The organism is Magnetospirillum fulvum (genome assembly GCF_900108475.1).
Classification (GTDB): domain Bacteria; phylum Pseudomonadota; class Alphaproteobacteria; order Rhodospirillales; family Magnetospirillaceae; genus Phaeospirillum; species Phaeospirillum fulvum_A.
In genome coordinates this window covers 1-15,779 of the sequence record NZ_FNWO01000008.1, presented here as the reverse complement: position 1 = coordinate 15,779, position 15,779 = coordinate 1, and the positions used below count along the sequence as shown (strand labels likewise).

Annotated in this window: 10 protein-coding genes; 3 read left to right on the top strand and 7 right to left on the bottom strand. The window is 63.8% G+C overall.

Annotated elements, in window-relative coordinates; all coding sequences use genetic code 11:
* Positions 1 to 15 precede the first annotated feature (15 nt).
* From BLW40_RS10540 to BLW40_RS10525, 4 genes are all read right to left on the bottom strand, one after another.
* A complete protein-coding gene (locus tag BLW40_RS10540) occupies positions 16 to 1,431 on the bottom strand; it encodes a ComEC/Rec2 family competence protein (protein WP_074768338.1) in 1,416 nt (471 codons plus the stop codon).
* Positions 1,428 to 5,210, bottom strand: coding sequence for a hemagglutinin protein (locus BLW40_RS10535; RefSeq protein WP_074768336.1), 3,783 nt, complete (start codon positions 5,208 to 5,210; stop codon positions 1,428 to 1,430). Before BLW40_RS10535 ends, BLW40_RS10540 begins: the two co-directional genes overlap by 4 nt.
* Before the next feature lie 14 nt (positions 5,211 to 5,224).
* On the bottom strand, positions 5,225 to 8,407 hold the full coding sequence (locus BLW40_RS10530) for an autotransporter outer membrane beta-barrel domain-containing protein (RefSeq protein ID WP_074768334.1): 3,183 nt from the start codon (positions 8,405 to 8,407) through the stop codon (positions 5,225 to 5,227).
* Positions 8,408 to 8,512: 105 nt separating this feature from the next.
* The gene (locus BLW40_RS10525) at positions 8,513 to 10,159 is read right to left on the bottom strand and encodes a Hint domain-containing protein (protein ID WP_244511137.1); all 1,647 of its coding nucleotides are present in this window, start codon (positions 10,157 to 10,159) and stop codon (positions 8,513 to 8,515) included.
* A gap of 1,165 nt (positions 10,160 to 11,324) precedes the next feature.
* Between BLW40_RS10525 and BLW40_RS10520 the strand changes: the two genes are divergently transcribed.
* The gene (locus tag BLW40_RS10520) at positions 11,325 to 11,795 is read left to right on the top strand and encodes a cache domain-containing protein (protein ID WP_074768332.1); all 471 of its coding nucleotides are present in this window, start codon (positions 11,325 to 11,327) and stop codon (positions 11,793 to 11,795) included.
* 48 nt (positions 11,796 to 11,843) lie between these two features.
* Positions 11,844 to 13,526 (top strand): methyl-accepting chemotaxis protein, encoded by a 1,683-nt coding sequence (locus BLW40_RS10515; protein WP_170834558.1) that lies wholly within the window; start codon positions 11,844 to 11,846, stop codon positions 13,524 to 13,526.
* A 94-nt stretch (positions 13,527 to 13,620) separates the two neighbouring features.
* Here the strand turns inward: BLW40_RS10515 and rpsI are convergent, their stop codons facing one another.
* Positions 13,621 to 14,085 (bottom strand): 30S ribosomal protein S9, encoded by a 465-nt coding sequence (rpsI, locus tag BLW40_RS10510; protein WP_074768328.1) that lies wholly within the window; start codon positions 14,083 to 14,085, stop codon positions 13,621 to 13,623.
* Between the two features lie 4 nt (positions 14,086 to 14,089).
* Positions 14,090 to 14,548, bottom strand: a complete 459-nt coding sequence (gene rplM, locus BLW40_RS10505; protein ID WP_074768326.1) for a 50S ribosomal protein L13 — start codon at positions 14,546 to 14,548, stop codon at positions 14,090 to 14,092.
* Positions 14,549 to 14,805: 257 nt separating this feature from the next.
* Between rplM and BLW40_RS10500 the strand changes: the two genes are divergently transcribed.
* A complete protein-coding gene (locus tag BLW40_RS10500) occupies positions 14,806 to 15,294 on the top strand; it encodes a TspO/MBR family protein (protein WP_074768324.1) in 489 nt (162 codons plus the stop codon).
* Between the two features lie 191 nt (positions 15,295 to 15,485).
* Here BLW40_RS10500 and BLW40_RS10495 read toward each other — a convergent pair.
* Positions 15,486 to 15,779, bottom strand: a 294-nt coding sequence (locus tag BLW40_RS10495) for an IS5/IS1182 family transposase (protein WP_074768322.1), incomplete at its 5' end; no start/stop codon positions are given.

The window sequence follows — 15,779 nt, the reverse complement described above, 5'->3', positions numbered from 1 at the left end:
GGCGGCGGGGCGAATTCATCGTCCGTCCCCCGAGGGGGCGACGCGGACGCGGCGATTGGGCGGCAGCGGCCGCGCCGTCGCGCCGAACCGGTGGGCCGGTTCCGCCCGGCCGGGTTCGACCGGGGTGCGGCTGGCGAAAACACCGCTGGAGCGGACGGCATAGCCCGGAATCGGGTCGGGCAACGGGGGGCGTGTCAGCAATAGCGGCCGCGTTTGGCGCGACTGGGCGGTGCTGTCGAATGTTCCATCCCCCATGTCTTTATCCTCGTCTTCGTCGGCGACGATGGCCGGATCGGCCTCGGGGATTCCATCGAAAATGCGCTGTCCGCCTTTGTAGAAACGTGCGCTGGTCCTGAAATGACCTAGGGAGTTTATTTCAAACAACCAGTCGGCGGTCGGAAGTGGGTCTTTGATATCGGTTACAGTCGTGTATGTATTTCTGTTTATATCCTCTATGACTAGCCATCCGGTGTTGTTATCATTCTTTTGGTAGACAACGACATTGTGCGGTTCTGGAAATTCATAACTACTTGCATATTTGCTGACGGATTTCATGACGATAAGATAAGGGTGCTTATAACTGCTCTCTTCACCTGCGCTCGCGAAGGCGGAATAGGGTCGGGTCAATCCGATGAATTCGTCCAGTTCCGGTAGCCCGCTCGCGTCGCCAAGGTTCTTGCTTGTCATCGTGGACAAGGCTCCATGATGCGGGGCCGACAACATGTAGACGAAGGGTAACGGACTGTTGGGCCAGAGTTTTAATTTGGTGCTGGCGGCGACGAGGGTCTGGAAGGTCGCGTCGCCGGGCAGGATGAATCCAGAATTCTTAAGCTGGATCAGGACGACGGCCGAACTGCCGTTAAGGACCGATTTTTTGGCGGAGGGGTCGCAGGCGATCAAGGTTCGGACATGAACGTCGTCCAAGGATAATGTGATGCTAGGGGCGAGGGCAGGATATTGGTAATCGGTATAGCCCGAGCTGAGGGCTTTTGCCTTTTTCGGAGTGCTTGAAAGATAAGTCTCAAGACTGCCTATCGTGGCTTTTGCTTTTGTTTTCCATCCCGTTCCACCGTAAATAATATTTGTTATTGATAGTGGTATTTTGTTTATCTTAACCTGATTCAGCATTTCGCCGATCAGCTTCCAGTGATCTTCGTCCTGATGGCTGAACAGAACGAGATCGAGCGTCGGCGTCTTCCCCGCTTTCATCTGTAATTGAAGCGCGTCGATGATTGTCTTGACCGGGGCGGCGACGCCCAGAACTTCCCTCGATTGATCCAGTCCATCATCGCTGGTGCCGAAATCGAACAGCGCCATCATGTCGGGCGCGGTCCGGTCCGGATCGGCATAGGGATCGTGATAGAGCTTCAGCAGATGGGCCATGCCCTGGCCGCACCACAGCCCTTCCATTCTGGCGAGACCGATGCTCATCGTCTTTCCCCGTCGGCGGGGGGCGGGGCGATCCGCCGCGCCGGACGCGCCGCCTGAATCCGCCGTCTGCCGTCTTGAGCCGAACCGGTCGTGCGCTTGGCCTCGTCGCTCTTGCCGTTGTCGTAGGCGGCGTACCAGCCGAGCTTGGTGTTCGAGGTCTGGTCGGGATTGCCAAAGAGGCTGATGTCGTTATGGCCGGGCGGAAACGAGAAGCCCAGTACATGCAGGCCGAAATCGCGCAGCCGCATCAGATATTGGCGTCTTTCTTCCGCGTCGGTGTAGGTGGAGAACTGGATGGTGCGAAAGCCGAGATCGAGAAAGCCCTGGAGCGGCAGGCTGATCCCCAGCGCCTTTTCGATTCCCGGTAGCGCGACCCCGAAATAGATCGCGGGTGCACCCTTTTTGCCGCCGGCGGGGCTCCAGGCGGCGAGCAGCCGCACCGTGATGCCGACCGATCCGGCCAGCGCGCCCAGCGTGCCGAGATCGACCTCGTAGACCAGGCCGTACCAGGGCTGGGTCAGCCTGCCCTGCGAGATCGGGGCCGAGACCGAAACGAACCCGGCCGCCTCGGGATCGAAGGTCGAGTCCGCGCCGCCGGTGATCTTGGAATCGGGGGTGGCGATCAGCCCGGTCAGCCGCAGCGGGAACCGGGCGAACAGCGAATTGGGCCGGGCCGGGCTGTTGGCGGAATCGAGCGCCAGGGCCGCTTCGGACACGGTGAAGCTCACCGCCTGGGGATCGGACAGCGGGAAGCTCATCGTGATCGCGTAATTGGAATAGAGCAGCCCGTCGCTGCCGTTCAATTCGTCTCGTTCGTCCGAATCGCTGGTGTTGGCCAGCGGTCCCCAACAGAAGGGATCGAACGAGTCCGGCTCGACGAAGCGGAGCCGACCGCTCAACTGGAACGCCGAGGTTACCGTGGTGTCGCCCCCGGCCGGATCGGCCGTCCGCACCGTCGCCAGCCGGGTCTGCTCGACGGTGACATCGTGCAGGGCTCCCAGGATCAGTTGGAAGGTCCCCACCTCGCGCATCGCGAACAGATAGGTCTCGCGCAGGACACCCGCGCCGTCACGTTCGCTCTGATAGACGCCGTCGAGGATGATGTTGTTGCCGTGCTCGCTGGGGAACAACTGGGTTTCCGCCCCGAATAGCCGGTTGACCATCAATTGCACGGTGCTGTTGAAGCTCGAAAGCGCCCCGTTCTCGAAGCCGACAGTCAGTTGCTGGACCCGGAACGCAAAGGCGATGTCGCTCGAAAAATACTGGTCGATCGGGTCTTGATAGTCGATCAGGCCGAAGCTTGAGGTGACGTTGAAGCGGATTACCCCGCTGTCCGAGCTAAACGACGTCGCGCTCAGGCCGAGATGATGGGCATAGAACTTGCCGGGATCGATTCCGGCGGCCAGCGGCTGCAATGGCTCGGGCAGGGAATCGAGCGGCACCTCGACCGACAGCGCCAGCACCCCGCACCAGTCGGGATCGTCGATCACCTTCAGGAACGGCTCGTAGGGCGAGGCGAGCGATTGGGCGTGCGCCGTCGCCACCGCCGCACGGGCGGTGCGGATGATCGCCAGGATGTCTTCCCGCGCCGTCGAGGCCAGACCGTCCTCGGACGAGGCTTCGGGCCAGCTCCAACTCGCACTGTCCGCCACCAGATCGGCCAGCGAGCGCCCGCCGACGAATTTGAAGATCAGCCGCGCGCAGTTCGGGCCGACGCGGTCGGGCGCGGCCCAGTTGCGCGGACTGAGCCGGAACAGCCAATCGCCGATCGCAGGCGACAGCAGACCGGCAAAGCGCTGGAACACCAGCGACTGCTCGGCGGTGATCGCGGGCACCGCCTGGGTCAGCATCGCATTGAAGGCGGTTTCGGTCGGATAGACCGGGTAGAGGGCGGCGGCAACCGCCCGGGCGACCGCGTCGGTAACCTCGATCGGGACGCCCTTCGCGGGGGGCAGGGCCCGGATCAGACCCAGCGAGGACGGGGTGAGCTGGTACTCGACCGAGCCGTTGGCGAGCACCAGCGCCGGATTGCCCAGCACCATGAACAGCCGGTTGCTGAGCAGCGCCTGACGGAAGGCGCCGTCGATTGCGGTAAAGCGCAGATCGGGCAATCCGTCCGACGCGGTGCCGGTATTGCCGATCGCCAGCCACGCCCACGGCACCTCGTCCCCGGCATAGCCGATGGCGAGGCCCGGTGGCGACACGGCGGGGGTGATTGTGGTCGAGAGTGCGGCGGCCTGGGCGTCTCCCCCGCGTCCTTCGGCGGGAAGCAGCCATTGCGCCCCGGTCAGGCGGGCGATCTGGCGACGGCGTTCGGGGGCGATGCCGCGTGCCTCGATCGCGCGGGCGAACTCGGCCTGGGCGGGGGACAGCCCGGCATAGCCGACCATCGGAAAGGCCGGGGTTGCCTCTTCGCTGGTCAGAATTGCCGCCGAAATTTCCAGATAATCGAGGAACCCGGCAGTGCCGCCGCTATAGAACGGCGCGTCCTCGGGCTGGGCGTAATAGCGGACCGGGCTGGAATCGCTGATCCAGACCCAGGCGGTGGTGCCGAGTGCGGTCAGGGCCGGGCGAAGCTCGGTCTCGCCCGCCTGGCTTTGGTCGGCGGCGACCGGGAGGGGGGCAAAGGCGGCATTGCCGGCGCGGAAGCTGAAGATCGACCCGGCGGCGGCGGGCACGCCGACATAATCCAGTCCCGACGTGCCGCACAGCAGCCGCTCGGCCGGAGCGGTGCTGCCGTCCTGGACCTGGGCGGTGACGAGCGCGCGGCCGGAATTGCTCACCGTCACCTCGAAATCGCCGTCCGGGGTCAGGTAATAGAGCCGTGGCACCGAGTCCCTCGTCGCGTCGGCTCCACCGCAGGCCAGTGGCTGCACCGCCAGGACGAAGCCGGGCGGGGTCGGGCTGGCGATAGTGCGCGGAGCCAGCGTCACCCCATGGCCGCGCGCGGTGATGTAGCCGGTGGCGAAACAAGGCGGGGTGGCGATGGTGGCGTTGCGGGGCAGCAGCCCAAGCCGGGTCCGCGCCGGATCGAGCGGGGCCAGCGGGTCGAAGCCGCAATAGAGCGACAGCGGCCCGGTCTGCCGCAGCGGATCGACCCGCAGCATCCGGGCCGAGCCGTCGCCGTTCGGATTGGGGCCGAAGAAGCGCAGGCTGGCACCGAGCTTGGCGAGATCGCAGGCCCCGTCGCCTTCGGTGGCGAGGTCGAGCCGCCAGACGACGCAGCCGATTTGGCCGTCGCCATAGCTCAGTCCCGACCAGCCCTCTGCCGCGTTGACCAGCCCGTTGCCGGTGACGAAGACCAGTCCTGGCGTTCCGCTGAGGCGAAAGCCCCAGCCGCCGAAGCCGCCATCGAACGCGCCGACCGTCACCGTATTGCCCGCCGCGACGATCACCCGGATCGAACCGGTCTCGATCACGGTTCCGGTCGCGACCGAATTGGTCTGGCCCCGGCGGATCATCCCGAGCCCGCGCCCGCGCCAAAGGGCCGGACCGCGATTGGCTCCGCCGATCCACAAGACGCGCGGTCCCCGCACCGGGGGCAGCAGCCCCAGATAGGCGGCAAGGCTTGCGGCAAAGACGGCGGGATCGTCCGGCGCGGCGTCGAGCCAGAACCACAGCCCGCGCCCATCCTCCCAACTCTGCGTCAGGGTGATGCTGGTGCCGAAGGCGACCTCACCCGAGGCGAGGAAGCCCGCCCGTCCGTCCCCGCCGCTCAGCCAATACAGCGCCGAGCCGGGGTCGGATTGCTGGAAGGATGGTTCCCCGTTCCCGCTCATCGCCCGCTCCTGGCTCAGACGAAGTCGATCCGGTCGCCGCCCAGCAGCGGCAGCGTGGTCAGGGCGGCCTTGCCCGCCGGAGCCCAATCGAGGCGCACCTCGTTGGCCGTGGTGAAATCATAGACCGATGGCGAGCCGACCAGCGCCGGGCCGATGCCGCGCCGCACCCGCAGCCCGGTCAGGGGCAGATCGACCGCCGACGGCTCCATCCCCCGTTCCGCCAGGATCTGGCCGATCGTGGTGCCAAGCGGCACGGTCCGCTCGACCCCATCGACCCAGACCCGGATCAGCGGAACCATCGTGGTGCGGCCACGGAAATACAGGGCACCGACAGTGTTGCCGGGGGCGCCGCTGGCGCGGATGCTGGCGGTCGCGGTTTCGAGATCGGACAGTTTCGAGGCCGCGATCAACAGGGCGTTGAATTCCGGATAGGGGGTGCCGGGCTGGTCGGTGCAGGGGAAGCCCGGCGGATAGACCAGCCGCAGGAACGGCCGGTGCATGTGGGTGTAGCCGCTGTCGATCAGCCCGCCCGCGCCCGCCTGTTTGCGGTCGGTTACGTCCGGCTCGTCAACCTCGGTGCCGCCCAGTCCGGTCAACTGCCCGATGAAGGTATCGAGCGCGGTGAAGTTTGCCGTGTCGGTGGCGGCGAGTCCGATTGGATAGTGCGCGACCGCGCTGGTGATGAAGCCGCTCAGCAGATCGGGATCGGCGAGATCGCCGGTCATCGTCTGGTAGCTCTGATACTCGACACGCAGCACCATTCCCGGCCGCAGGTCGGCATAGCCCGAACTGCCGGTGTAGCTATAGGTATAGAGCAGGCTTTCGGCGAAGGTCTGCGGCATCGCCCGGGCGATTGCCGCCTGGACGGTCTGAAGCCCGAACGGGGTCGCGCCCGCGGTTTCCAACTGGCCGAGGAAGGTGGTGTAGGCGGTCCGGAGGTCTTCGCGGATCGGCTCCGCCGTGAAGGCCCAGGGCAAAGAGGCCGCCGAGGCGCCGTCGATCGTCAGCACGTAAGTGTAGGGCGCGGTCCCGGCGGCAAGGGCGAACGGCGCGGTCGCGGGCAGCGTCGCAGGCGTGGCGGTGAAGATCTGCGGCAGCCCGATCGAGATCGTGAACGGCGACATCGCCGGGCTTTTCGCCGGGATCAGCGCCGGGGCCGTGTTGGTCGCGAAGTGGGGATAGAGTCCGGCGGCAAATACGTCTTCGGTGGCGGCCGGGCCGGTGCTGCCGGGGCCGCACGCCTGTACCGCGAGGCGGTAGCTCTTGGTGCTGTCGAAGGCGAGCGGGATCGAAATGTCGGGCGAGGTGGTGAAAGAGGGCGTGCCGCTTTCGGTCTGGTTGAGCAGCAGCGCGACGCGGTAGCCGGTCGCGTTCGGCACGGCGGCCCAGCGGGCGGTGAGTGTCGCTCCGTCATACGACACGGCAAGCGCGGCGGGAGCGGCGACAACGATCGGGGCGGACGGGCTCCACGGGCCGGTGCGCGCGGGCGTGGTGGCGGCCGTCGCGGCGACGCAGAAATGATAGCTGCCCGCGCCGTTGAGGACGCCCGCCGGGACCAGATACGAACAGGTCGTCGCGGTCGCCTGATGGACCGAGGTGATGCCGTCGAAAATCTCGATTTTGTAGCCGTCGGGTGTGGCACCGTTTCCGGTGGGAGCCTGCCAGTGCAGGCTGCATTGAGTCGCGGTCGAACTCCACACCCCGCCGGGTTGGCTGGGCGGGGCGGTGATCGCCGTTACCGCTGGACTGGCCGGGCCGGTGACGTTGCTTCCCAGTCCGGCGATCGAGAAAGTGATGCCGTCCCCGCTGACCGCCAGGGTGCCGCTGGTCCCGGTAAACACGTTTTCGGCGATCACGGTTTTGCCGATACTGGCCTGAACCAGATAGCCGACGAGACCCGCATCCGCGATCGCTCCCCAATGCAGCGTCGCGATGCCGTCGTCGATCGCGATCGAGGTCAGCGCGGGCAGCGAGGTGATCAGCGGCAGACCGGTGCCCGAGGGGGTGCCATCGCCGGGATAGGTGAGTCCGCCGCTCCACGGGCCGATGCTGCTGCCCTGCGCCTGGGCGCCAAACAGGCTGTAGGCTCCGCCAATGGTGGGGGCCGTCAGGGTCAGCGTGGGCTGGAAGCCGGACGTCAGCGCCCCGGTCGTGTGGCTCGTGTTGGGGCCGTTGACCGCGATCCGCGATCCATTGAGCCCGACCCCGCCAAAGGGGGCGATCCGGGCGGTGACGACGCGGTCGTTTCCTTGTGCCGTTACCGTCGCCGAGACATCCTGCGGGGCTTGCAGGACCAGAGCCGAGGCGATTCCGACCGGGCCGGTGGCAATGCCCGCCGTTGCCGTCGATTGTGCCGCCGCGACCTCGAACCCGGCGGCGAGATTGAAGGGATAGGTGAATGACACGCTGGTCGAGCAGAACCGCGAGGCGGTGCCATCGACCCAGGTGCCGGTGATCGGGGCCGAGGTCTGCACCGTCCTGCCGTCGGCCTTCAACACCGCGACGAAGCTGGTTTCCTCCGCGTCGGCGGAGGGCAGGGTGATGTCGAGGCCGAGATGAACGGCGGTCGCCGATCCCGACGTGGTCTGGACTCCCAGCACGGTCAGAGCCGTCACCACCGGGAGCAGGGTGTAGACGGTGGCGGCGTCGCTGTCGGGGCCGCCCGACATCCCGAGCTGGGGCGTCACGTACACCGACCACTCGCCGGTCGATCTGCGCAGATTGGCCGCGACGACCATCTGGTCGAACCCGCTGCCCGACGTCACCACCGCCTGCGCCCCGGCCGGGGTCATCAGCAGGATCTGATAGGTACCAGCGGGCATTTGCGAGACCGGAGCGGTCCAGCCGACCGAAAGGGTGATCCCGTCATACTCGGTCTTGATCGCGGTGGCGGGGGCGAACAGCAGGGCGACCTTGTCGCTGACGACGCCCGTATTGGCCGCGACCGCGACCCGGACATAATAAGACTGGGTGGTGGCGTCCATCGCCCCGGTCGCCGTCCAGGTTCCCCCGTTCGGCCCCAGGTTGGAGTTTGTTCCGGTGACGGGCGCGTCGGTGCTGTCGAACACCAGGATGGTGAACGGTCCCTGGAAATTCTGTTGCGGCTGCCAAGTCAGGGCGAAGACCGGAAGCGTTCCGCCGGTCTGGCAATTGACAGAGGTGATCAGCGGCGCGGACGGCGTGGCGGTGGCGGTCATGATGGGGCACCCCGATAGGAACGAAGCGACGTCAGGGGGATGATGAAGCGGAGGCACCCGGCATGAGGCACCCGGACGGGGCTCATGCCGGGCCGTTGCCTCCGGCTAGACGGAAAGGCGTTCGACCAGGGGAAGGCCCTGGGCCAGACGCTCGCTGTTGACGATGTCAAGCCGCCAGTCCTGCCCCAGCAGCTCAAGCGGATCGACCTCGACGCGGCGGTTGGCCCGTTTCGACCACACCCCCTGCATCCGGTTGTCGCCGACCAGGATGCCGCCCGCGACGAAGCCGGTGATCGCGTCGTCATCGACGTCGGACGCCGATACGGCGTCGTCGGGCAACAGATCGAGATTGCACACCGGGCCGTCATGGGACACGGTCTCGACCGTGCAAAGCGCTTCGTCGCCCCGCGCCGTTGTCACCACCATCCCCGGCACAAGATCGCGGGCCAGCACCACCCCGTCCGCAGTCGGAACCGGATGCTCCTCGGTCAGCAGAACCTCGGCCCCCGAGGCGGTGACCAGCCGATAAAGCGGCTTTGCCTCGTGGCCGGTCCAGACCTCGCTGATCCGCAGGCTGCCGCCCTGGCCGTCGGCGACCCGTTCGCCCACGCGCAAGGTCTCGATCCGGCGCGTGCTGCCGTCTTCCATCCGGATTTCAGTGCCCCGCGCGACACAGCCCCACACGAACTGAATCGGAACGAGCGCGGCGAGGTTGGACGGCGTCGTCACCGCCTGGGGAACGCTGGTCACCCGCAGCGAGGCCGTGCCGTTGGGGACGATGTTGAAATTGAGGGTGAAATCGAGGTCGATCACCTGATTTTGGTCCCACGGCGCGCCGCTAAACCAACTGGGGCCGATGTTCCAACTCACCGCGTTGCCGCCACCGCTGCACAGACTTGGAATCTTGGACACCGGGAAGGCGAGCGTTGCCCCGGCCCCGACATCGGAACGGCGGAACAGCACGCAGGAGCCGGTGAAATTGGGGGTCGCCGCGACGGTGAAGCCGGACAGCAATTGCGCCGACCCGTTGACCTGCAATCCGACGATCGGCTTCGATCCCTCATTGCCGTACTGGTAGTAATAGTCGCAATCGGCCACCTGGGACGAGGTGCGGTTCAGCCCGACCTTGATGTAGTCCCGGGTCGGGTGGGCGTTGTGGTTGGGGTTCAACACCGTGATCGACTGAACCGGGATGATCGCGGCGACGGACTCGGATTCGTTGGGGCTCCGGTTTTGAGTGGTGACGATGTCGGTGCCAGTCAGCAGGGCGGAGGTGGTGATCTGTTTCGCGACGGTGCTGCCGGGCAGCAGAATCTGGGCGGTCAGAGTCGCGGTGACGCTCACGATCCCGGCTATTTCCGGCAAGGTTCCGGTGATCTCGATCGTCTGGGTCGTCAGGTTGTATTGATTGGGAACCGACGCCACCCCGAAGATTGTCCCGGTTAGATTATCGAACAGCGTGAAGCTGGTGGTGATCATCGCCGCCGGTTGCGGCAGGGTCACGATCCCCTGGCCGATCACGGTGCGGCCGTCCTCCTGGAGCGCGAGATAGGTGATGTTGACCAGCGGGTACCAGGTGCTGAGATCGGGATCCTCAATCTCCATCAGGGTCCAGGGCTTCGGCCCGCCACTCACTTCGTGCGCCGCCCGCGACCGCTCCACCAACTGGCGGGTCGAGGGGAAATAGCGCCCGAGATACTCGTCGCCGCCGAACTGGTCGAGCACGAAGGCGCGGTGGTGGGGCTTGCTCATGTCCAGACTGAGCACCCTGTTCCGGGCAGCCTCCACGTCCTTGGAGACGGAATCGAAGGCGTCCCGTTGCTCGGGAGTCAGCACCGGGACAGGCCGGCCGAAACAATCGATGATCGGTGTGTTCTGTCCCGTCTGCATGATCTTGCTCTCCTTTGGTCTGGCCCGTTTCGGCAGAAATGTCATCTGTTTCATGGTTCCGCACAGGAACCGTGAAACCAGGAGTGCTGGGGCGTTTTACTCGGAATAGTATCTACATTTAAGGTTTACGCATCCCAACACCATTGCCAAATCATATATCGGTATCGCAATTACATCAACGTCGGGTTGCCTGATCTTCGAAGAATGTTCTATAACAAGTCAAAATAAGACCGTTATGGTTGTTTACGTGTGGCGTAGCGATCGATGACCTTCAATGCGGCATTAACGCCATGCTATTCTTTTGTTTTAGGAGAAATGGTTTGGAGTCGGTGTCGTCGCTTTTCGGTTAGAGCGCATTCCCCTCAAACGAAGTCAGTCCGGGGATCGGATTTTGTCATCGCATCGCGTTGGCGAAGGATGGGCTGAGCGATCTATCGAACGGAAGATTGGACTCGCTGGGAGCAAGGCTCGGTGGGCCTTGCATTAAAACTCTATCAATTATAAATTGACATAGGCGGCACGTATTGGTGCCGTCTTCGTGGTATGCAACACGTCCCTTTGGGGTGGCCCGCCCCGTCGCGCCGCTTGCCAAGAGAGAGCCACACCCCGCGAGTCGGGGTTCAATCATCTCCCGATGATTGATATATCCGCGGTCGCGACCGCACGCATTACTCGTCCTATCCTTGCTTCAATTGGAAAAAATTGAATCGGGCGATTTTAATCAATCAATTGTTTTTATTGTGTTTTTTGCCGTAATGTAGCTTCCCTACAGAGACTAGATCTATTTTAGATAAAAGCTAAGGTAAGGATAAGGGAATATACCTGGGGATAATTTTCAAAAATTTTAAATTAAAGAGACATTGCATTTCCGATCATAATCCTGGTTTACAAAATTAAACTGACTGGGATAGCCTCCATACATCAAGGTTCGGCGAGTGCTTGGATTTGGTTATTGAAATAGTCTTCGCACCGGTCCGCTTCACCTCGCCGCGCGTGACCCTATCGTAGCCGCCAGGGAGACCGAAGTATGATGCCGACCCTTCGCACCATCGCGACCGCCGCCGCCGTAATCCTGTTCTCGTCCGCCCCGCTTCTCGCCGATGACGCGCAGCCGACCGCCCACGAGGTCGAAACGTTCGTCACCCGCATGACCGCGCATGTCGCCGCAGTCGGCACCGACAAGGCGTTCGCCGACTTCTCCGACCAGAAAGGCCCCTGGGTCAAAGGCGAGCTGTATGGTTTCTGCCACACCCTCGAAGGCATCAGCGTCGCCCATGGCGGCAATCCGGCCCTGTTGGGCAAGAACGTGCTGGGCTTCAAGGATCCCGATGGCGTCCTGATCAACGTCCTGGTGGTCGATAAGGCCAAGGGCGACGGCAAGGGCTGGGTCGAATACAAGTGGCCTAATCCGATCACCAAAAAGGTCGCGCCGAAGCGCGTCTATGTCGAGAAGGTCGCCGAAAAGTTCGTTTGCGGTTCGGGCTATTACGTTCAGTAAAATCTGTTCGCGTTCTTTTGCCTGACCATAGGGATGGATGCTCACCCGATGCACGCTTTCGCCAATTTGCCTCTTTTCCAGAAAGTCGTCGTCGCCCCGGCGGTGGGCATCCTCGCTCTGATTGCCCTGGCGGTTCTGGTCGTCAGCAACGCCCGCGAGGTCAACAGCAACATCGCTCAGTTGAATGATGTCTTCGTCCAGACGCAACGGAGCCTTGAGATCAAGGATTCCGTTGCCGTCTACCATTCCCATCTGTTCGCCCTGATGTCGGCGGCCGCCAACGAAACCGACGATTCGCGGCGGACCAAGACCGCCCAGGAAATCGATGCCGAGATGACGAATCTGGCGGCGGCGATGGCGGCGGCATTCCCCCAGGATGGGTCGGACCGCGCCACCACCATCACCAAGCTGTTCAAGACCTATCGCGACGCCGCCCAGCAGGCGGTCGATATCGGCACCACCGACGCCTCTTATGGCGTCATCATGATGGGCGACGCCGACGTTCAATTCCGTCATCTGCGCGCCGGGCTGGAATCCTGGGCTCAGGCCCTTCAGGCCGAGCGGGTCAAGGTGGTCGGCCAAATGCTTGAAAACAATTCATCAAGCTGGAAGAACACCGTCCTCATCGTCGTCCTGGTCTCGCTGGGGACTCTGGCGGCGGCGATTCTGATCTCGCGCCAGATCGCCAATCCGATCTTGCGGCTGACCGGGATCATGAGCACCCTGGCCGCAGGCGATCTGACCGCCAGAATCGAGGGCAGCGACCGCAAGGACGAGGTCGGCGCGATGGCCCGCGCCGTGCTGGTGTTCAAGGACCATGCGGTCGAAAACAGTCGGTTGGAGGCCGAGCGGGTGGTCGCCGACCGCCGCGTCGCCGAGGAAAAGCAGCGCGATTTGCGCCAATTCGCCTCCAATCTCGAGGCGAGTGTGGGCAGCGTGGTCGAATCCGTCAGCCGTGCCGCCGGGAACATGCAGGTTTCGGCGCAATCGATGACCGAAACCGCCGAGGACGCCAGTGTTCAGGCCGCCAATGTCTCGGCGGCGATTGGACAGGCGTCGGGCAATGTCGGGACCGTCGCCAGCGCCGCCGAACAGATGTCGGCCTCGATCGCCGAGATCAGTTGCCGTATCCAGGAATCCAGCGCGATTGCCCAGCGCGCCGCCGAAGAGGCGGTTCGCACTCGCGGTAAGGTCCAGGTGCTGGACGAATCGGCGCAAAGAATTGGCGAGATCGTCAATATCATTAAGCTGGTCGCCAATCAGACCAACCTGCTCGCCCTGAATGCCACGATCGAGGCGGCCCGCGCTGGCGATGTCGGCAAGGGCTTCGCGGTCGTCGCCGCCGAGGTCAAGGCTCTGGCGCGGCAATCCTCGACCGCCACCGAGGGGATCGCCGCCCAGATTCTGGAGATTCAGCAGGCCACCCAGGAAGCGGTGCAGGCGATCCATGCCATCGACGGCACGATTGGCGCCATCAACGAAATCTCGTTCGCCGTCGCCTCGGCGATCGAGCAGCAAAGTGCGGCGATCCGCGAAATCACCCGCAACACCCACGAAGCCGCCGCCGGAACCCAACTGGTCGCCAGCACGATGGCGACGGTCAACAAGGCGGTGACCGGCAGCGGCGTTTCGGCCAATCAGGTGCTGGTTGCCTCGCGCGAACTCGACGCCCAGGCCCGGGTGCTGAAGGACGAGATGAACCGCTTCTTGGGCAACATCTTGTCGGCCTGAGACCTCGCCGCCTTATCGCCCGTGATCGGCACAAGAAAAAAGGGTCTGGATTGCTCCAGACCCTTGATCCTTGTGCCTTTCGGGCGAACCGAGATCAGCGCTTGCTGAACTGAGTCGACCGGCGGGCCTTGTGCTTGCCGTACTTCTTACGCTCGACGACGCGGGGATCGCGGGTAAGGAAGCCGCCGGCCTTCAACGCCGGGCGCAGCGCCGGGTCGAAGAAGGTCAGCGCGCGGCTGATGCCGTGACGGACCGCACCGGCCTGACCCGACAGGCCGCCACCGGTGACGGTGCAGACCACATCGAACTGGTCTTCGACCTGAGCGGTCTGGAACGGCTGGTTGATGATCATACGCAGGACCGGGCGGGCGAAATACACCGGAAGCTCGCGTCCGTTGACGGTGATCTTGCCCGAACCGGGCTTCACCCACACACGGGCAATCGCGTTCTTGCGCTTGCCGGTGGCGTAGGCGCGGCCAAAAGAATCGACCTTGCGCTCATGAACGGGAGCGGCCGGATTCGTGGCCTGAAGATCGGCCAAGCTGGAGAGATCGGCCATGGGATTACCTCTTGTTCTTCGGATTCATCGCGCCGACATCCAGCACTTCAGGCTGCTGGGCCTCGTGCGGATGGGTGTCGCCGGCATAGACGCGCAGGTTCTTCATCTGCTGACGGCCAAGCGGACCACGCGTGATCATGCGCTCGACGGCCTTGACGATGACCCGCTCGGGGTAACGTCCGCCGAGAAGCTGGCCGATCGTACGGTCCTTGATCCCGCCCGGATGGCCGGTATGCCAATAGAACCGCTTGTTGGCCAGCTTGTTGCCGGTCAGATGGACCTTCTCGGCATTGACGACGACGACGTTGTCGCCCATGTCAACGTTCGGGGTGTAGGTGGGCAGATGCTTGCCGCGCAGCCGCATCGAGATGATGCTAGCCAAACGGCCGAGCACGACGCCGTCCGCGTCGATCACAACCCACTTCTTAACTACTTCGGACGGTTTGGCGTTATAGGTCTTCATGGCACCCACGGCAAAACCAGTTGACGTCACCGTGGCAAACACGGCGTCGAGGGCGCGGAGTATGCCACAGGGACGATTTGAGTCAATCCATTTCTTTTCGTTTAAAATCAACGACTTGGCATTGAGGTATCATAATACCCTGTCGGAGGGGCGCGGAAAGCCTGGGGTTTCGGCCCATCGTCGGTTCGCGTCGTTGACTTGCCTTCGGGGCCATGCCACACCATCTCTACGGGAAGCTTAGCCGGAGTGTTCGCAAGATGACCCTGACCATTATCGTAGCCTTGCTGTGCGCCGTCGCCATTGCCGGCATCGGCGGCGCCATGACCGTGATCGGTCCGTGGTACCGGGCGCTGCGCAAGCCGAGCTGGCAGCCGCCGGATTGGGCGTTCGGTCCCGCCTGGGCCGTAATCCTGGGCATGGCGGCCTGGGCTGGCGTGCTGGCGTGGGAAGCCGCCCCCGACGAAGCCGCCCGCATTCGCGTTATCGCCCTGTTCGCCGCCAACGGCGTCTTCCATGTCTTGTGGAATCCGCTGTTCTTCCGCTGGCGCCGTCCCGACTGGGCGCTGATCGAGGTGATGTTCCTGTGGCTGTCGGTGCTGGCCCTGATCGTCGGGATCGCGCCGTTCTCGACCGAGGCGGCGTGGTTCCTGGCTCCCTATCTGGCCTGGGTCGCGTTCGCGGCCTATCTCAATCTGGCGGTGGTTCGTCTCAACCGTCCGTTCGGCGTCAGTCACGAAGTGGTCTGATCCGGGTCAACCCTTTGGGCGGGGGCCGGTTCCGGCTCCCGCCTAGAGCCTTTTCCATTCAAATGGAATCGGCTCTAGGATTTTGCCTAAGGCCGCAGCCCCTCCGGGGCTGGCGTGGCTCAAGTGCCGCTCGGGCTTGTCGCGCTTCCACTCTGACTTCGTTTGAGTGGAATGCGCTCTAGGGTCAGGACTCATAACCAGTAACTGACGGTTGCGGCAATGCAGACCGCCGCCATGAAGTTTTTGGCGAGTCGGTCGTATCTGGTGGCGATGCGGCGGAAGTCCTTGAGTCGGCAAAACATTCTCTCGATGGCGTTACGGTCTCGGTAGAGAACGGGCGAGAAGCAGTTTTTCCAGCGTCGATTGACCTTGGGGGGGATGTTTGGCGCGGCGCCCTTACTCTCGATCTTGCGGCGGACGGCGTTGCTATCGTAGCCCTTGTCGCCGTGCAGAATGTGGGTTTCGGGCATCTGGTCGAGCAGAGC